The sequence below is a fragment of the Pannonibacter sp. CBAS1226 genome (assembly GCF_055685825.1).
The window spans coordinates 196,846-214,362 of sequence record NZ_JBVOUO010000002.1; the positions used below are offsets into that span (position 1 = coordinate 196,846).

Sequence of the window (17,517 nt, forward strand, 5' to 3'; positions counted from 1 at the left end):
TGGAAGCTGCCCTGACAAACCGGCTCCCGGTGAGCTTGACTCATCGGGAGCCGCTATAAGCCCGTGCGGCGCATGAGCAATTTCAAGGTCTGATGCCTCAGCATCGAAAGCCCTGGTATCAGAGCAGCTTCTTCCAGCGGAAATAGAGGAAGTTCACCAGAACCGCGAGAAGCATCAGGCCGAGCGAAAACGGGTAACCCCAGTCCCATTCCAGCTCCGGCATCTTGGCGAAGTTCATGCCGTAGATCGAGGCAATCAGCGTCGGCGGCAGGAACACGACAGCAAGAACCGAGAAGATCTTGATGATCTGGTTCTGCTCCAGATTGACCAGGCCGACCGTTGCGTCGAGCAGGAAGCTGAGCTTGGCATCCAGTGCATCGGCATGCTGCTTGATCGAGTTGATGTCACGCCCCAGCATCTTGCAGGCCGCCACCTGCTCGTCCGTCAGGTTCACCCGTGTTGAGCGGGCGGAGAGGAACAGGAACAGCCGCGTCAGGCTGGCGCAGACATCATGCATGCGTGCGACCTGCAGACCGATGCGCCCCTGCGTGCGGATGGCGGAACGGTAGGTCTCGGCCTTGCGCGAACTCAAGCCCTCCTCGAATACCTGCATCGATATCCGGTCGAAAGCATCCGACGCTTCTTCCATCACATCGGCGCAGCGGTCGCAGATGATATCCAGCAGCACGAACAGCACACCGGGGCCATTGCGCGGGATGGTGCCATCCTGCTGGACGCGGCGGGCGCAGGTCTGGATCGACTGGGGTTCGCCATAGCGGACTGTCACAAGCCGCCGGGAACTGAGGACAAAGGTGACGGATGAGGTGCGCGGATCGGGCATCCGTGCGGCCATGGGCAGCACCGCCGTCATGACGATGGCGCCGGGTTCTTCATAGAGCCGCTCCGACGTTTCGATCGAGGAGATTTCCTCCCGCGTCGGGATCTCTGCGCCCATCAGTTTTTCCGCCAGCCGCTGTTCTTCGAAGGTGGGATTGAACAGGTCAATCCACACTGCAGACGGCGGTATCTGTTCGCCGCCTTTCACTTCAACCCTAACCATGGCGGCGGCTGATGGTGTGTATGCAATGATCATGAAGGAACTCCCGCCCGATGCGCCGGGGTGACGATGCCACGCCGCATACGATTCCACCATGACAGAAAGACGACAGGCACTGGCGCATGTGAAAGAGCGCCCTGCGCGGAAGGGGGCAGAAAAAGCAAGAGCCGGGCACCCTCCTCAGATGCCCGGCTCAGAAATCAGCGGTCATGCGCATTACTTGCGGTTGGAGCCGGCCTTGGCGGCCTTGCTCTGCTTGAAGCACATGGCGGCAGCCGTCACGGCCTGAATGCCCAGCGGCTTGTAGAGATCTGCAAGGTTCGGGGCGGCGGCGGCTTTCGGGGTCTGCTTTGCAAGGGTCGACATTGTTTCTGGTCCGTTGGGCGTTGAATGGCGCGCTCAGTGATGCCCGATTGCGGCATCTATGTGGCTTTCGCGCGGGTTTTTTCTTGCCTTTCCCTGAAAAACACAGAGGAAAGACACTGACTAAAGCGTAAACTTCGACAGTTTACGTCTGGTAAAAACTTAATCCTTGGGTAAGGCGAGTTGAAGGCAAATGCCGGTCAAATAAAATGTCGTCTTGTTACAATCCGCTCACGCCTTGAAAAGGCTGATGCCCCGTATGGCCGTTCCAAAGGCGGCAAAGGCAAATTGACGGATGCGGCGGGATAAAATCCAAGGAAACCGCCTTCTCCTTTCAGACGGGTCTTGCATGGGCGGGCAAGTCATGTCTGTCTGCGCAAAAGGGCGGAATCAGCCCGCAACAGAAGTTTGGTCCCGTCTCCGGCCTTTCATGTCCGGCCCCGGGCATCGGAGATGCAAGGCATGAGCACACGGCCGCAAACCCCGGTCAAGGCAATCCTGTTCGACAAGGACGGCACGCTGATCGACTTCCAGCAGACCTGGTCGCCCGCCTTTGCCCGGCTGCTCGACACGATGGCCGCCGGAAATGCGCTGGTGAAGACCGAGCTGGCGCGGATCACCGCCTTCAATCTGGAAACCGGCTTGTTCGAGCCGCATTCTCCCTTCGTGGCGGGGGCCAATGATGCGGTCATCGGCGAATGGGCCCAGGTGATGGGCATTGCCGATACCACGGCACTCCTGCGCGAGATCGAAGCGCATCTGAAGGCCTTTGGCCTTGAAAGCCTTGCGCCGTTCCCGGCGCTGGAAGCGACGATCCGGACGCTGCATGACGCCGGCTACATCCTCGGCATCGCCACCAACGACACGGAAAGCTCCGCCCGCGCCCAGATGCGCGCACTGGGCATCGAGCAGTGCTTTGCCCAGATCTATGGCTATGACAGCGGCTTCGGGGCAAAGCCTGCGCCCGGCATGGTCATGGCCTTCCAGGAGCAGAACGGCCTGCACCCGCAGGAGGTTGCCATGGTGGGGGACAGCCTGCATGACATGCATGCAGGGCGCCAGGCCGGCGCCGTTGCCGTGGCCGTTGCCACCGGGACAATTGGTGCGGACATTCTGGCCCCGCATGCGGATCACGTTCTCACCGGTCTTGATGATCTCCTGGACTGGCTGGATGCAATGATGCCGGTGCACTGAACACCGTCTCTTTGCCGGGGACGGCGTTTCTGCTCTTGCTTTTGACGGCGGCAGACGGCACCCAGATAGGGATGCCGCCTTCCGGCGGCCATTCCGGCAACAGGCCCAGCTGGGCCGGGCAGGGGAGCAGGTGGTGAGAAAGCGGTATCCCGTTCCGCGTTCTGAACTTGGGCGCGCCTCACGCTTCATGGCGGCAATGGGCGTTCCGACGCTGTTTGCCGCTGCCGTAGCCTATCGAAGCGGGGTCATCGCAGCCAACCAGCTTGAACTCAGCCTGCTGCTCGGCGCCGCTCTTGGGCTGTCCGGCCTTGGTTTGGCCATCACGGCCATCTTCCTGTGGTGGCAGCGCGGCGGGACCGGCGTCGGCGATGCTGTGCGCGCGGTGTTCTACGGTCTTGTCCTGCTCGTGCCGCTGACACTGCTGGCTGCGGGCTGGAACATGTTTCCCCAGCTCAATGATATCAGCACCGACCCATCCGATCCGCCTCCGGCCGTTGAAGCCCTTTCTGCCCGTGATGCTCTCGCGCCGCCGCGGTTCGATGCTGCCTTGCAGACGCAGGCCTATCCGGAAATCGTCTCGCGCCGCTTCCGGCTGGAGCCGGTCGATCTGCATGCGGCTGTGCGCAAGGTGATGGAAAAGAACGGCTGGGAAATCGTCACCGAACTGCCGCCGGACATGCGCGATTCTCCCAGCCTGCTGCAGGCGATCGCCCGGGTTCCGCTCATCGGCCTTCCGGCCGGCATATCCGTGCGCGTGGAGCCTGACGTGACCGGATCCATCCTCGATGTGCGGGCCAGCTCGCGTTTCGCCGCACATGATCTGGGTTTCAATGCCCAGCAGATCCGCAGCTTCTACCGGGATCTCGATGCGGCATTGACCGAGGCCTACGGGAGCATCGGCCGCCTCAACGTCACTGAGGAAGAAGCCGAGGAGGCCCGTGCACAGGCCGAAGAACTGCCGCTCCTGACCGAGCGGCCGGAAGAGGACGCGGGCAGGCCAGTGCCTTTGCCAGGCTTCAAACCCTATCAGGCACCGGAGCCTGCCGCTGCAGAGCCGGAGTTCGACGAGATTTATCAGGGGGATGAGGTGCAGGGTCATATCGCCCCTCGATGAGCTTGACTCATTGAGGGGTGGTCGAGCCCGTGCGGCGTCTGAGCAATTTCAAGGCGTGATGCGTCAGCATCTCAGAGCCTTGATATCAAGGCGCGAGCTTTCAGGGCGCCGCCCAGTAGAGCCCTTCGAGCCGTGCTTCTCCGTCGCACTGCGCCGCTCCTGTCTCCACCAGCCGCTCCAGTTGCGCAAAGACGGAGAGGGCTGCTGCCCCCTTCAGGCGCGGGTCAAGGCCTGCATAGACCGCATCAACGATCTGCGGAATGTTCGACTGTCCAAGGCGCTGCAGCACGCCGAGGATGGCTGCCTCCCGCTGCATCCGGTGTGCCTTCAGGGCGGCCATGTAGTCCTGCGCCGCGTGAAGCAGGTTGCCGTGGCCGGGCAGATAAAGGCTCTCGCTGCGCTCCATCATCCTGTCGAGTGAGGCGAGATAGGCCTGCATCGATCCGTCCGGAGGAGCGACGATGGAGGTGGACCAGGCCATGACGTGATCGGCGGAGAACATCAACCCGTCATCCGGCAGGGCGAAGGCGAGATGATTGGCCGTGTGGCCGGGGGCTTCCACCGCCTCGAACAGCCGTCCGCCGGCGGTGAAGCGCTCTCCGTCAGCCAGCTGCCGGTCCGGCCGGTAGTCCATGTCGGCGCTGGCATCCAGCGGATTGACCTCGTTGCCATGCAGTGCCCGGGCTGGCCGGTGGGGCGCGCAGCCGAGTATCTGGGCACCGGTGAGCGCGGCAAGCCGCGCGGCGGCGGGCGAGTGATCCTTGTGGGTGTGGCTAACGAGAATGGCCGTGACGCTCTGGCCGCGGGTGGCCGCCAGAATGGCCTGCAGATGCGCCTCATCCTCCGGGCCCGGGTCCAGCACGGCCACCTCGCCCTCGCCGATCAGATAGGTGTTGGTGCCATGAAACGTGAAAGGGCCGGGATTGTTCACCGTCAGCCGCCGGATGCCGGGGGCCACCTCCACCGGCTCGCCATGACGCGGATCGAAGGAAAGATCGTGCTGCAGTTTCGTCATCACCGGTCTCTTTGGAGCGGGCAAGCCGTGCGGCGCCTGAGCAATTTCAAGGCGTGACGCGTCAGCATCTCAAAGCCTTGCTATCGCCTGTTCCTGCGCATCTGTTCAGCGCAGGACAAGTCAAGTCAAGCAATTGTCAGGTCCGGCACACAACCGTTTCCCGTTTTGATTGACCGGTCGCATTGGCGCCACTGGCATGAAGCGGTAATGTGGACGGGTTAGAAAGCGATGGGCGGCGCTGTCTTTCCCCGAAGGAGAGGTGCGCGCGGCCGCTCGCATGACCAGCCAGATGAGGACAGGCAAGGCCCCATGCCCGAACATGCTCTTTCCCTGGAAGCCGTTCTTCCCCTCAAGCGCGAGGCGGCCTTTGCCCTGACTGTGGACAGGATTGCCTCCTGGTGGCCAAGGCATGATCCCTTCTTCGGCCAGTCCGCGCAGGACGTCCTCATTGATCCGCATCTGGGCGGGGCCTGCTCGCGGGTGGGCGAGGATGGCCGGCGGATCATCTGGGGCACGGTCCTGTCCATTGAAGCGCCGCTCTATCTGCGGCTCGCCTGGCAAATCGGCCCGGACGGAAAGCCGGTTGCCGATCCTTCCGCAGCAAGCCGGGTGGTGCTGTCCTTCCGCGATGCCGGGGAGGCGACGCGCCTTGAAGTCAGCCACGGGGATTTCATCCGCCATGGCGCGGCAGGCGAGGATTACCGCGCCTTCATGGCCTCCGGGGCTGGCTGGCCGCGTTTGCTGGAAGCCCTGACGAGGGCCGCCTCTTCACGCTACATCACCTCAGGATGAGTTCCGTTCGCCCGGCAGCGCCGGCCGCTCCCCGCATCAGCCTTCCGGGGCCAGGGGACGCCTGCCGTTTCGCACAGTGACAGAACATGTGAAATGCCGTCAAAATGACACGGGACATTCATCTGGGCGTTGGTTCGATACGCTAATCTGGTTTTTGTCGTGTGAGTGACATAGAGCCGGGTTATTTCACCGGCTCATGATATTCCGTGGGAGCGGCGGGGCGGAAGCAGGCGCAGGTTCGCGATGACCAATACACAGATTGAAGACGAGAAGCTGCCTCCGCGCGAGCTGCAGGCAAGGCCGTCGCAGCGCCTGAAGGATGCGCGCTGGGTGCTGTTCACGGCCGGCGCCGTGCTGATTCTGCTCTGGGCCGTCTTCCGTATTCCGCTTCTGGCCGTGCTTTGCGGTTTCTTCGCCGTGTTTCTGGCCGCAGCCCTCGGTCCCCGCCGCAGCGATGCCGTGCGTGCCCTGCAGCTTGAGAACAAGCGCGACCTGCGCCGCATGTGGCCCGGAACCGGCATCAAGGTGACGGCCGACGCGCTGCCCATGCCCTGTTTCATTGCCGACGGGCGGGGCATCACCCGTTATGTGAACACGCTGGCCCGCGAGCACTATCCGGCCGTCCGCCCGGGGGACCCGATTTCCTTCGGCCTGCGCACGCCATCCCTGCTGGAAGCCTTCGACCGCGCCCGCTCGCAAGGCACGGTGGAACGGATCGAATGGGCGGAAAAAGTGCCGACCGAATCCTGGTTCGAAGCCAGTATCGCGCCGATCTATCTGCCCTCGCTGAAGCCGGGGCAGGACGAACCCGCCATGCCCGACTTTCTGCTGGTGGCGCTGCGGGACCTGACCGAGCAGCGCCGGCTGGAGCGCATGCGCACCGACTTTGTCGCCAACGCCAGCCATGAGCTGCGCACGCCTCTGGCATCCCTCACGGGCTTCATCGAAACCCTGCAGGGGCCGGCCAAGGACGATGAGCGGGCGCGGGAGCGGTTCCTTGCCATCATGCTGGAACAGGCGAACCGGATGCGCCGCCTGATCGATGACATTCTGTCCCTGTCCCGCATCGAGCTGAAAGCCCATGTGCGTCCGGACAAGCTGGTGGATCTGCGCGAGGCCGTGCGCCACACCAATGACGCCCTGTCTCCGCTGGCGCGCGAGCTTGGCATGGAGGTGCACGTGGATGTGCCCGAGCAGGAGGCCGTTGTCCGGGGTGACCGTGACGAGTTGATCCAGGTGACCGAGAACCTCGTGGAAAATGCGCTGAAATACGGCAGCACCGGCAAGCGTGTCGATGTTTCGGTTCGCCCGCAGGGAAGCGGGCAGGGCTGGGTGCTGACCGTCCGGGACTATGGCGAGGGCATTTCGTCGGAGCATCTGCCGCGGCTCACCGAACGGTTCTACCGCGTCGATGTCGCCTCCAGCCGCGCCATGAAGGGCACCGGCCTCGGGCTTGCCATCGTCAAGCACATCCTCACCCGGCACCGGGCCCGCCTGGATATCGAAAGCCAGCCGGGGCAGGGGGCGGCATTCTCGATCACCTTCCCCGCAGATGGACAGACCGGGGCTGCAGCCTCACGTTGATCCGTCAAAATCTGCAAGGCGTCATGCAACTCTCACATCGTCTCATTAGGACATGTGCTATAGGCAGTCCTGCCGAAGCGGCCGTCCCCGTGACGGATCCCGCGCTTGAGTTGCACGCCGGAGATCATCAGCATGACAAGACATTATCTTGGGGCTGCGTTGCTTCTGCCCGCCCTCGTGGGGGCTGGCCTGCCTGCACAGGCGCGTGACAAGGTGCAGATTGTCGGCTCCTCGACGGTCTATCCCTTCGCGGCAGCGGTCGCCGAACGGGTTTCCCTTCAGAACGGCGGAAAATTTCCGGTCATCGAATCCACCGGCACCGGAGGCGGCATCAAGCTGTTCTGTGCCGGCGCGGGGGATGCGACACCCGACGTCACCAACGCTTCAAGGCCGATGAAGCCGGCCGAACTGGAGGAGTGCCGCGCAAATGGCGTCACGCCGGTCGAGATCCGGTTTGGCTTTGATGGCATCGTGCTTGCCGGAGCCGCAAGCGGGGAAGACATGGATCTTTCCCTCGAACAGCTCTTTCTGGGCCTCGCCCGCAAGGTGCCTGTGGAAGGCCGTTTGCTGGACAATCCCTTTCAATCCTGGCGTCAGATCAGCGCAGAGCTGCCGGACAAGCGCGTCGAGATTCTTGGTCCGCCGCCGACCTCCGGCACACGCGATACATTCGTCGAAATTGCCATGGAGCAGGGCTGTTCCGCACTTGCCGATGCAGGAAGCCTCGGGCTGAAGGGCGCAACCTGTCATGAATTGCGGCAGGATGGGGCCTTTCTGGAGACGGGCGAGAACGATGACCTCGTTGTGGCCATGCTGGAGCAGAACCCGCGGGCCCTCGGCATCTTCGGCTATTCCTTCCTGGACCAGAACCGCGGCGGGCTGAAAGCCGTGAAGATCTCCGGTGTCGAGCCATCCGCCGTCACGATTGCGGCTGGCACCTATCCCCTGTCCCGGCCGCTTTATTTCTACGTGAAGGAGGAGCATCTGGGAAAGATCCCGGGGCTTGAGGAATATCTCCTTGAATTTGCGTCTGAAAAGGCGCTGGGACCGGGCGGTTACCTGGCCGGGAAGGGCCTCATTCCGCTGCCGAAGCACCAGCGGCTCGAGAACGAGAAGCTGGCTGAGGAACTGGCGGCGGCCCATTGACCGCAGCTTTTCAAGAGGGGATGGGAGGCATTGCCGCTCTCCGCTGCTGCGGGCGCTGCCGGCAGGGTTCCTGGCGCGCTGCCGGCTAACAAGATGCTCCCGGTCTGACAGGCTGTTCCAGCCGGAGCGGCCCTGCTCGCCCGCCAATGTCACAAAACGGCATTTATTGGGGCAGCTTCGGAAAAATTATTCAACTTTATCAATAACTTAAATTGTCACAAAAGTGATATGGAACTGACATAGAAGTCTCATCTGCGGCCGTTAGGTTCCGCTCGTCGCCAGGGCCTCAGGGGAGGCTGGGTGGCGCGCCCAAAAACCTTGACATTCAAAGGGAGTGGTCAAGTGAAGTTCAAAACCCTCGTAAGCACGGTTGCCCTCGCGGTTGCCGCCACCGCAGTCGCCGGCGCCGCTCAGGCTCGTGATCAGATCCAGATCGCCGGTTCCTCGACGGTTCTGCCCTATGCTTCCATCGTTGCTGAAGCTTTCGGCGAAAACACCGACTTCCCGACCCCGGTCGTGGAATCCGGCGGTTCGGGCGCTGGCCGCAAGAAGCTCTGCGAAGGCGTTGGTGTGAACACCATCGACATCGCGAACTCCTCCAGCCGCATCACGCAGTCGGACATCGACACCTGCAACGCCAACGGTGTCACCGAGCTCATGGAAGTGCGCATCGGCTATGACGGCATCGTGTTTGCTTCCGACATCAACGGAAACAAGTTCGAGTTCACCCCGGCTGACTGGCACTCCGCTCTGGCCGCCCAGGTCGTGAAGGATGGCCAGCTCGTTGCCAACCCGAACAAGAAGTGGAGCGATGTGCGCGCTGACCTGCCGGAGCAGGACATCCTCGCCTTCATTCCGGGCACCAAGCATGGCACCCGCGAAGTGTTCGACGAGAAGGTTCTGCACGCTGGCTGCAAGGCCAACGGCATCGAAGAAGCTCTGACGGCTGCCAACGGTGGTGACGCCAAGGCTGCTGCCAAGGCTTGCATGGCGCTGCGCACCGATGGCGTGTCCATCGACATCGACGGCGACTACACCGAGACCCTGGCTCGCGTTGCTGCCAACCCGCATGGTATCGGCGTGTTCGGTCTGTCCTTCTACCAGAACAACACCGACAAGCTCCAGGTTGCGACCATGGGCGGCATCGTTCCGACGGTCGAGAGCATTGCCAAGGGTGAGTACCCGGTTTCCCGTCCGCTGTTCTTCTACGTGAAGAAGGCTCACATCGGCGTGATCCCGGGCCTGAAGGAATACGTCGAGTTCTTCGTCTCCGACGATATCGCAGGTCCGGATGGCCCGCTCGCTCAGTACGGCCTCGTTTCCGATCCGGAACTGGCTGCGACCCAGAAGGCCGTTGCTGACGAAGTCGTCATGGGTCCGCTCAAGTAAGCGGTTCGAGCCTATGGAAGACCAGGGTGGCGCAATAGCGCCACCCTTTGCTCTGTGGATTGGATAGCTCATGAGCCTCGGTGCCCTTCTCCTTATAATTGTTGCTCTTGCCTTTGTTGGGGCGTTCGCTGGCAGAAGCCGGGCGGTGGCTCTCGTTGGCGGAGATAGACGGAAACTGCATTCGCTGCCGGGCCACTATGGCACGGTTGTGTTTCTGTTCACGGCCGTTCCGGCGCTCGTGCTGATGGCTGCCTGGCTGTTTTTGTCGCCGGTGATTATTGAAGGAGCGGCGTCGCGGAGTCTTCCGGAGGCGTCATCCGACAGCTCGACCGCCATGACACTGGTGATGACCGACGTTCGCCGTATTGCCGGCGGGCTGCAGGTTCTTGCCCGCCGTGGTGATCTGTCTGAGGAAAGCATCGCGGAAATGCGCGGTGATCTCAGCCTCATTCGCGGCCGCATGGCGCAGGCTGGGGTTGCCCTCGGTGCCGATGTGCGCAGCGAAGTCTTTGAGGCTGCCAAGTCATACCGGGCGATGACCAATTCCTCCCGGTTCATGATGGCCATTGCGGTGATTGCGGTTGCGGCCGCCGGGCTTGTCTGGTCGTTTTTCCGGATTAATCCGGACTTCCGCGCCAGAAATGTCTCCGAGCAGTTCACGCGTTCAATGCTTCTTGCTGCATCGCTCGTCGCCGTGCTGACGACCTTCGGCATTGTGTCGTCCCTGCTGTTTGAGACCTATAATTTCTTCAACATGTACCCTGCTACCGAGTTCTTCTTCGGTACGGTCTGGAATCCGCAGTTCCGCGGCGGCTCCGAACTGGGCATCCTGCCGTTGCTCTGGGGTACCTTGTATGTCTCGACCGTCGCGCTCCTGTTTGCCGTGCCGGTTGGCCTTTATGCGGCAATCTACATGTCGGAATATGCGTCCAAGCCGGTTCGAAGCATCGCCAAGCCGCTGCTTGAGCTGCTGGCGGGTATCCCGACCATCGTCTACGGCCTTTTCGCCCTGATTACGGTTGGCCCTTTCCTGCGCGACTACTTCGCCCAGCCCATGGGCCTGGGCAATTCGTCGTCGTCGGTGCTGACTGCCGGTCTCGTGATGGGCATCATGCTCATCCCCTTCGTGTCATCTCTTTCGGATGACATCATCAATGCGGTTCCCCAGTCTCTGCGTGACGGTGCCTATGGCCTTGGGGCCACCAGATCCGAGGCGATCCGGCAAGTTGTCTTTCCGGCGGCCTTGCCGGGCATTGTCGGCGCTGTCCTTCTGGCAGCAAGCCGCGCCATTGGCGAGACCATGATTGTGGTGATGGGCGCCGGAGCTGCAGCCAAGCTGGGGCTCAATCCGTTCGATGCCATGACCACCGTTACAGTGAAGATCGTCAGCCAGCTGACAGGTGACACGGAGTTCGCCTCACCGGAGACACTGGTCGCCTTCGCGCTTGGCATGACGCTCTTTGTCTTCACTCTGGGACTGAATGTCGCCGCTCTTTACATCGTCCGTAAATACCGGGAGCAATACGAATGACCAGCGTCGATACTGTTCCGTTCAAATCGATCTATAACCCGGATGCACGGACCAAGCGGAGAAACGCGGCTGAGCGCCGGTTCCGCTTCTATGGAATGACGGCCATTTTCATTGGCTTGATGTCCCTCGTCATCCTTCTGTCTTCAGTGCTTTCCAGTGGCCTTGCTGCATTCAACCAGGCCTTTGTTGAGTTCGATGTGCAGCTGACGGAATCCGCCCTCGACAAGTCGGGCCAGCGGGATCTTGAGGAGATGAAGAAGGTCAGCACGGTCGGCTACGGGAATGTAATCCAGAAGGCGCTTCTGGAGGCTCTGAACCGTGCGGGCATTGAGACCGGCGGTTTGTCCGACAGGGAAATTTTTGATCTCGTCTCCAAGGAAGCACCGGCGACACTGCGCAACATGGTGCTGGCGGATCCGAACCTTGTCGGCCAGACAATCAAGTTCAAGACCTACGCCAATGGCCGTGTCGATGGCTACTTCAAGGGCCGCGTCACGATGGACAGCGCGAAGCTGGATAGCAATATCTCGCCTGAGCAGCTGGAACTCGCCGACAGAATGCGCGCAGCCGGCATGATGTATGAAGGCTTCAACTGGGGCTTCTTCTTCGGGCCGGATGCCTCCGACTTGCGTCCTGAAGCGGCAGGTCTGGGTATCGCCTTCCTCGGCTCCATGTATATGATGATGATTGTTCTTGTCCTGGCGGTTCCGATCGGCGTGGCGGCGTCCATCTACCTTGAGGAATTTGCCCCCAAGAACTGGTTTACTGACCTGATTGAAGTCAACATCTCGAACCTGGCAGCCGTTCCGTCAATCGTGTTCGGTATCCTTGGCCTGGCTGTTTTCATCAATTTTGCCGGTCTTCCCCAGTCGGCCTCGCTGGTTGGCGGTCTTGTCCTGACGCTGATGACGATCCCGACAATCATCATTGCCACCCGTGCTGCGCTGCGCGCGGTGCCGCCGAGCATCCGGGATGCGGCGCTTGGGGTCGGTGCGTCGAAGATGCAGTCGATCTTTCATCACGTGCTGCCGCTTGCCGCTCCCGGCATCCTGACTGGAACGATCATTGGCTTGGCTCAGGCCCTTGGTGAAACCGCGCCCCTGCTGCTGATCGGCATGGTTTCATTTGTTCGCAGTTTCCCGTCTGCTCCGCCGGAAGGCTTCTTCGAGCCGGCAGCTGCCCTGCCTGTTCAGGTCTTCAACTGGACGCAGCGTGGTGACCCGGCTTTCGTCGAGCGCGCATCCGGAGCCATTATCGTGCTGCTGGTGTTCCTGATCGTAATGAACCTGGTTGCCATCATCCTGCGCCGCCGCTTTGAGCGCCGCTGGTAAGAAAGGGATTACCGATGAATGTCAGCGCAAAAGTGGAGAACGGCGTGACCCACGCAGAACCCAAGATCGTCGCCCAGAAGGTTCAGGTCTATTACGGCGACAAGCACGCCATCAAGGACGTGGACATCAAGATTCAGCCCCGTTCCGTGACCGCCTTTATCGGTCCGTCGGGCTGCGGCAAGTCCACCTTCCTGCGCACCCTCAACCGGATGAACGACACCATCGACATCTGCCGCGTTGAAGGTGACATCCTGATCGACGGCGAGAACATCTACGATCCGAAGGTCGATCCGGTGCAGCTGCGCGCCAAGGTCGGCATGGTGTTCCAAAAGCCGAACCCGTTCCCCAAGTCGATCTACGAGAACGTCGCCTATGGTCCGCGCATCCACGGCCTGACCCGCAACAAGGCGGAACTCGATGAAGTGGTTTCTGCCTCGCTGCAGAAGGCCGGCCTGTGGAACGAAGTGAAGGACCGTCTTGATGGTCCGGGCACGGGCCTGTCCGGTGGCCAGCAGCAGCGTCTCTGCATTGCCCGCGCCATCGCCGTCAGCCCCGAAGTGATCCTCATGGACGAGCCGTGCTCGGCCCTTGATCCGATTGCGACCGCCAAGGTCGAAGAGCTGATCGACGAGCTGCGCACCAACTTCACCATCGTGATCGTGACGCACTCCATGCAGCAGGCTGCCCGCGTGTCCCAGCGCACCGCTTTCTTCCATCTCGGCAATCTGGTCGAGGAAGGGGCGACGCAGGACATCTTCACCAATCCGCAGGACAAGCGCACGCAGGATTACATCACCGGCCGTTTCGGCTGATACTGGATCTTGCGCTCGAGAATTTGAGAGGAACACGACATGTCCGAGCATACCGTAAGCTCGTATGACGAGGAACTGCGCGCCCTGGCCGGCCGGGTCGCCGAAATGGGCGGTCTGGCGGAGAAGCTGGTGAATGATGCCGTCACCGCTCTGCTGACTCACGATCTGCCCAAGGCACAGGCCACCGTTCAGGCCGATGCCAAGCTGGACGAGATGCAGCAGGAAATCGAGGCGAAGTTCATCCGCATCGTCGCCCTGCGCCAGCCGATGGGTCAGGATCTGCGCGAGATCATGGCCGCAGGCCGCATCGCCAACGATCTGGAGCGCGTCGGTGACCTTGCCAAGAACATCGCCAAGCGCGTGATTGCCATCGACGGCGTCTTCAATTCCAAGAAGGCCGCCTTCGGCGTCGAGCACATGTCCGATCTGGCGCTGAACCAGCTCAAGTCGGTGCTGGACGCCTATACGGGCCGTGATGCCGAAGCCGCCAAGGCTGTGCGCGAGCGCGACGATGAGGTGGATGCCATCTACACCTCGCTGTTCCGCGAGCTGCTGACCTACATGATGGAAGATCCGCGCAAGATCACCCAGTGTGCCCACCTGCTGTTCTGTGCCAAGAACATCGAGCGCATTGGTGACCACGCCACCAACATCGCCGAAAACGTCTATTTCATGGTGACCGGTGACCAGCTGCTGGAAGCCCGCCGCAAGATCGACGAGATGGGCATTGCCGAAAACGAAGGCGCCTGATCTGCCTGCCTGTAAGTGACGTCCGGAGCATATTGCCATGCCCAAGGTTCTTATCGTTGAAGACGAAGAGCCCCTGAGCCTTCTGCTGCGCTACAATCTGGAAGCGGAAGGCTATGACGTGGACTCCTGCGACCGGGGAGATGACGCCGAAATCCGGCTGCGGGAGACGCAGCCGGACCTCTTGCTGCTGGACTGGATGCTGCCAGGCCTTTCCGGCATCGAGCTGTGCCGCCGCGTCCGGGCCCGGTCCGAAACCGAACGCCTGCCGATCATCATGCTGACGGCACGCGGCGAGGAGGCCGAGCGCATCCGGGGCCTGGCCACCGGCGCCGATGACTATGTGGTGAAACCCTTCTCGATCCCCGAGCTGATGGCCCGCGTGCGCGCCATCCTGCGCCGGGCCCGCCCGGAAGTGGTGTCCACCATGCTGAAGTCCGGCGATCTGGAGCTGGACAAGGAAACCCACCGCGTCCGTCGCAACGGCAAGGAAATTCACCTGGGGCCGACCGAGTTCCGCCTGCTGGAATTCCTGATGACCTCGCCCGGTCGCGTATTCTCCCGCGAGCAGCTGCTCGACGGTGTGTGGGGTCATGATGTCTATGTGGATGAGCGCACCGTCGATGTTCACGTCGGCCGCCTGCGCAAGGCCATCAACAAGGGCAAGGTGAAGGATCCGATCCGCACGGTCCGCGGCGCGGGTTATGCCTTCAACGATCAGTTCGCCGTCGCCAGTTGATCCGCTCTGCTGCAATTCTTCTGGAAAGGCCCGCCATCCGTGCGGGCCTTTTGGCTTTTGGAGGCTCTCTGCGCTGCCCCTACACCAAGGCTTTCGATGCTGACGCATCACGCCTTGAATTTGCTCAGGCGCCGCACGGCTTGACCAACTCTCCGTTGTCATCCCCACGAAGGTGGGGATCCAGTGCGCTCTGAAACCAAGGCCCTGAGATGCTGACCATCATGCTCAATCGCCACAAGGGCTTGAGCAGCTCACGGTGAGCCAGGCTCGTCGCGAGTTGGTCTGAGTTTGAAATTTGAAGACTGGGGGTACTGGTTCCCCGCATGCGCGGGGATGACAACGGAGAGGTTTGGGCGGTGGCTCTCGTCCCTTCTGACGGAGCCTTTTGCGCCGGTATTCAATGCCGTCCCCCACCTCCAGCCAACAAAAAAGCCTGCCGCAACGGGCAGGCTTGATTGGGTGAGGGAGCCGCTTGGGGTGCTGGTTGGCCCCCTCTGAAGCATCAGCCGCGAAGGGCTTTCTTGTCCGGAGCGGCGCGGCGGCGGTCGTTGACCGGCTGGTAGGCGATCCGGCAGTGCTGCGGGCAATAGGGAACGCCGGGCTCCGAATGGCGGCCGCAGAAATAGAAATCCGAAGAGGACGGGTCACCGATCGGCCACTTGCAGGTGCGCTCGGTGAGGGTGAGGATCGTGGCGCGCTCGGTGAAGGGCACCAGTTCGGCGAGCGGTGCTGCTTCCACGTCGATGGCCACATCTTCCTGCGGTGCCATCTTCAGCGCCGTGGCGCCGCGCAGCTGCGGCGTTCCTGCCGAAGGCGTGCGGATGGTGGAGGTGGCCTGCACCGTGGTCTGCTGCGGCGCGGCGGCTGCCGTCACCGGCGCCGTTGCGCTGCGCGGGCGGCGCTGCTTGGTGACAGGGGCCGCCGTCTTGGCGCGGCCCGACAGGCCAAGGCGGTGAACCTTGCCGATGACAGCGTTGCGCGTGATGCCGCCAAGCTCGGCAGCAATCTGGCTCGCGCTCAGACCGTCCGTCCAAAGCTTCTTCAAGAGATCTACGCGTTCGTCAGTCCAGCTCATCTGTCGCACCCCGTCGTTTGCGGCTGTAGAATTTTACGCATTAACCATGAATTAAGGCACGCGTGGTCCGCGCCTTAGTGGCCATATCCAGTATGATTTGGTGAACTACAGCACGACATGTCGTATCCGACTGGTTGGACACTACAATGGGCGGTGAAGGCGAGGCAAGTTGGGGGCAAACATGAACCGGGGACGAAACGACTTTTCCCCAGATAACCGGGGTTGACTTTTACCTTCTGCGGCAATGGCGGAAATGCGCCATTTGCATTGACACCCATAGGTAGGACCGTTGTATAAACGGTCCTTGTTCGGTGTGCCGCCTGCGAGGGCGGCACAGTTCGTTTTGAGAACCCGTTGATGGTAGACGCCCTGGCATGAACCCCATGCGGAAGGCGCGCTTAACTACCTGAAGGAGCAAGGGAAATGACTGCGTCGGCACTTTTCGGCACATACGCACGGGCGGACCTGGATTTCGTCCGCGGAGAAGGCGTCTGGCTGGAGACCGCTGACGGGCGACGCTTTCTCGACTGCGGGTCGGGAATCGCGGTGAATGCGCTGGGTCATTCCCACCCCCATCTCGTCAATGCGCTGAAGGCGCAGGCCGAGAAGCTGTGGCACATCTCCAATCTCTACAAGGTTGCGGGGCAGGAAGAGCTCGGCCAGCGGCTGGCGGATGCCACCTTTGCGGACCGGGTGTTCTTTTCCAACTCCGGCGCCGAGGCGATGGAAGCCTGCATCAAGACGGCGCGGCGCTATCATTATGTCAATGGCCGCCCGGAACGGATCGGCATCATCACCTTTGAAGGCGCCTTCCATGGCCGGACCATTGCCACCATCGCGGCGGGCGGTCAGGCCAAATATATGGAAGGCTTCGGCCCCAAGGCGCCGGGCTTTGATCAGGTGAAGACCGGTGACCTGGATGCGCTGAAGGCGGCCATCGGCCCCACCACCGCAGCACTCTGCATCGAGCCCATTCAGGGCGAGGGCGGCGTGCGCGAGGTGGATGCGGAATTCCTGCGCAAGCTGCGCGAGATCTGCGATGCCGAAGGCCTCCTGCTGATCTTCGACGAGATCCAGACCGGCGTTGGCCGCACGGGCAAGCTCTTTGCCCATGAATGGGCGGGTGTGACGCCGGACCTGATGGCCGTTGCCAAGGGCATCGGCGGTGGCTTCCCCATGGGCGCCTGCCTTGCGACGGAAGCGGCTGCTGTCGGCATGGTTCCCGGCACGCATGGCACCACCTTCGGCGGCAACCCGCTGGCCATGGCCGTGGGCAATGCGGTGCTGGATGTCATTCTGGCTCCGGGCTTCCTGGAAGAAGTGCAGCGCAAGGGCCTGTTGCTGAAGCAGCGGCTGGCTGCGGTGATCGACGCCCATCCCAAGGTATTCGAGGATGTGCGCGGGCGCGGGCTGATGCTCGGCATCAAATGTGTCCGCCCGAATGCGGAAGTTCTGGCCAAGGTGCGTGCCAATGGCCTGCTGGTGGTTCCCGCCGGCGACAATGTGCTGCGGATCCTGCCGCCGCTGACGATCACGGATGAGGAAATCGGCGAGGCTGTGGCCCGCATCGAGGCGGCCGCAGCGGCCGTGGAGGCCGATCTGGCCAAGGAAGGGGATGGGGTGTGAAC

16 protein-coding genes are annotated in these 17,517 nt (G+C 62.0%); 12 read left to right on the forward strand and 4 right to left on the reverse strand.

Annotated features, from left to right (window positions below):
• Positions 1-118: 118 nt before the first annotated feature.
• Entirely contained in the window at positions 119-1,093 is a 975-nt protein-coding gene (locus AC0CMF_RS07960; RefSeq protein ID WP_050470863.1) for a magnesium transporter CorA family protein, read from the reverse strand.
• 180 nt (positions 1,094-1,273) lie between these two features.
• A complete protein-coding gene (locus AC0CMF_RS07965) occupies positions 1,274-1,423 on the reverse strand; it encodes a hypothetical protein (RefSeq protein WP_157757068.1) in 150 nt (49 codons plus the stop codon).
• Positions 1,424-1,882: 459 nt separating this feature from the next.
• Between AC0CMF_RS07965 and AC0CMF_RS07970 the strand changes: the two genes are divergently transcribed.
• Together AC0CMF_RS07970 and AC0CMF_RS07975 are read left to right on the forward strand one after the other, a co-directional pair.
• Positions 1,883-2,614 carry an HAD family hydrolase gene (locus AC0CMF_RS07970; RefSeq protein WP_050471350.1) on the forward strand — a complete coding sequence of 244 codons (732 nt, stop codon included), beginning with the start codon at positions 1,883-1,885 and terminating at the stop codon, positions 2,612-2,614.
• Positions 2,615-2,747: 133 nt separating this feature from the next.
• A complete protein-coding gene (locus tag AC0CMF_RS07975; protein WP_186415205.1) occupies positions 2,748-3,728 on the forward strand; it encodes a DUF1499 domain-containing protein in 981 nt (326 codons plus the stop codon).
• A gap of 100 nt (positions 3,729-3,828) precedes the next feature.
• Here AC0CMF_RS07975 and AC0CMF_RS07980 read toward each other — a convergent pair whose 3' ends face one another.
• Positions 3,829-4,743 carry an MBL fold metallo-hydrolase gene (locus AC0CMF_RS07980; RefSeq protein ID WP_472481434.1) on the reverse strand — a complete coding sequence of 305 codons (915 nt, stop codon included), beginning with the start codon at positions 4,741-4,743 and terminating at the stop codon, positions 3,829-3,831.
• Positions 4,744-5,052: 309 nt separating this feature from the next.
• Here AC0CMF_RS07980 and AC0CMF_RS07985 point away from each other — a divergent pair, with 309 nt between their 5' ends.
• The 9 genes from AC0CMF_RS07985 to phoB all read left to right on the forward strand — a co-directional run bounded on the left by AC0CMF_RS07985 (position 5,053) and on the right by phoB (position 14,814).
• Positions 5,053-5,535, forward strand: coding sequence for an SRPBCC domain-containing protein (locus AC0CMF_RS07985; protein WP_050470866.1), 483 nt, complete (start codon positions 5,053-5,055; stop codon positions 5,533-5,535).
• 243 nt (positions 5,536-5,778) lie between these two features.
• Positions 5,779-7,119, forward strand: coding sequence for an ATP-binding protein (locus AC0CMF_RS07990; protein WP_050470867.1), 1,341 nt, complete (start codon positions 5,779-5,781; stop codon positions 7,117-7,119).
• 132 nt (positions 7,120-7,251) lie between these two features.
• The gene (locus AC0CMF_RS07995; protein WP_123195598.1) at positions 7,252-8,265 is read left to right on the forward strand and encodes a substrate-binding domain-containing protein; all 1,014 of its coding nucleotides are present in this window, start codon (positions 7,252-7,254) and stop codon (positions 8,263-8,265) included.
• A 342-nt stretch (positions 8,266-8,607) separates the two neighbouring features.
• Complete coding sequence (locus tag AC0CMF_RS08000; protein ID WP_374628482.1) at positions 8,608-9,654, forward strand: substrate-binding domain-containing protein; 1,047 nt, start codon at positions 8,608-8,610, stop codon at positions 9,652-9,654.
• A gap of 70 nt (positions 9,655-9,724) precedes the next feature.
• Positions 9,725-11,185: a phosphate ABC transporter permease subunit PstC gene (pstC, locus tag AC0CMF_RS08005; protein WP_050470869.1), complete on the forward strand. Its 1,461-nt coding sequence runs from the start codon at positions 9,725-9,727 to the stop codon at positions 11,183-11,185.
• Positions 11,182-12,516, forward strand: coding sequence for a phosphate ABC transporter permease PstA (pstA, locus tag AC0CMF_RS08010; RefSeq protein WP_050470870.1), 1,335 nt, complete (start codon positions 11,182-11,184; stop codon positions 12,514-12,516). Before pstC ends, pstA begins: the two co-directional genes overlap by 4 nt.
• Positions 12,517-12,530: 14 nt before the next feature.
• Positions 12,531-13,328, forward strand: coding sequence for a phosphate ABC transporter ATP-binding protein PstB (gene pstB / locus AC0CMF_RS08015; RefSeq protein ID WP_050470871.1), 798 nt, complete (start codon positions 12,531-12,533; stop codon positions 13,326-13,328).
• Positions 13,329-13,367: 39 nt separating this feature from the next.
• Entirely contained in the window at positions 13,368-14,078 is a 711-nt protein-coding gene (gene phoU, locus AC0CMF_RS08020; protein WP_050470872.1) for a phosphate signaling complex protein PhoU, read from the forward strand.
• Between the two features lie 37 nt (positions 14,079-14,115).
• Positions 14,116-14,814, forward strand: coding sequence for a phosphate regulon transcriptional regulator PhoB (gene phoB / locus AC0CMF_RS08025; RefSeq protein WP_050470873.1), 699 nt, complete (start codon positions 14,116-14,118; stop codon positions 14,812-14,814).
• A gap of 502 nt (positions 14,815-15,316) precedes the next feature.
• On the opposite strand, the gene AC0CMF_RS08030 is transcribed toward phoB, so the two are convergent.
• Positions 15,317-15,889 (reverse strand): GcrA family cell cycle regulator, encoded by a 573-nt coding sequence (locus AC0CMF_RS08030; protein WP_123193714.1) that lies wholly within the window; start codon positions 15,887-15,889, stop codon positions 15,317-15,319.
• A gap of 423 nt (positions 15,890-16,312) precedes the next feature.
• On the opposite strand from AC0CMF_RS08030, the gene AC0CMF_RS08035 reads away from it, so the two are divergent.
• The gene (locus AC0CMF_RS08035) at positions 16,313-17,515 is read left to right on the forward strand and encodes an aspartate aminotransferase family protein (RefSeq protein WP_374628483.1); all 1,203 of its coding nucleotides are present in this window, start codon (positions 16,313-16,315) and stop codon (positions 17,513-17,515) included.
• Positions 17,516-17,517 lie beyond the last annotated feature (2 nt).

Bases quoted from the DNA above. Each gene is read 5' to 3' on its own strand.
- AC0CMF_RS07985 (WP_050470866.1), top strand. From the start codon at position 5,053: ATGCCCGAACATGCTCTTTCCCTGGAAGCCGTTCTTCCCCTCAAGCGC.
- AC0CMF_RS07980 (WP_472481434.1), bottom strand. From the start codon at position 4,743: ATGACGAAACTGCAGCACGATCTTTCCTTCGATCCGCGTCATGGCGAG.
- AC0CMF_RS07965 (WP_157757068.1), bottom strand. From the start codon at position 1,423: ATGTCGACCCTTGCAAAGCAGACCCCGAAAGCCGCCGCCGCCCCGAAC.
- AC0CMF_RS08035 (WP_374628483.1), top strand. From the start codon at position 16,313: ATGACTGCGTCGGCACTTTTCGGCACATACGCACGGGCGGACCTGGAT.
- AC0CMF_RS08030 (WP_123193714.1), bottom strand. From the start codon at position 15,889: ATGAGCTGGACTGACGAACGCGTAGATCTCTTGAAGAAGCTTTGGACG.
- AC0CMF_RS07990 (WP_050470867.1), top strand. From the start codon at position 5,779: ATGACCAATACACAGATTGAAGACGAGAAGCTGCCTCCGCGCGAGCTG.
- AC0CMF_RS07970 (WP_050471350.1), top strand. From the start codon at position 1,883: ATGAGCACACGGCCGCAAACCCCGGTCAAGGCAATCCTGTTCGACAAG.
- phoU (WP_050470872.1), top strand. From the start codon at position 13,368: ATGTCCGAGCATACCGTAAGCTCGTATGACGAGGAACTGCGCGCCCTG.
- phoB (WP_050470873.1), top strand. From the start codon at position 14,116: ATGCCCAAGGTTCTTATCGTTGAAGACGAAGAGCCCCTGAGCCTTCTG.
- pstB (WP_050470871.1), top strand. From the start codon at position 12,531: ATGAATGTCAGCGCAAAAGTGGAGAACGGCGTGACCCACGCAGAACCC.
- pstC (WP_050470869.1), top strand. From the start codon at position 9,725: ATGAGCCTCGGTGCCCTTCTCCTTATAATTGTTGCTCTTGCCTTTGTT.
- pstA (WP_050470870.1), top strand. From the start codon at position 11,182: ATGACCAGCGTCGATACTGTTCCGTTCAAATCGATCTATAACCCGGAT.
- AC0CMF_RS07995 (WP_123195598.1), top strand. From the start codon at position 7,252: ATGACAAGACATTATCTTGGGGCTGCGTTGCTTCTGCCCGCCCTCGTG.
- AC0CMF_RS07960 (WP_050470863.1), bottom strand. From the start codon at position 1,093: ATGATCATTGCATACACACCATCAGCCGCCGCCATGGTTAGGGTTGAA.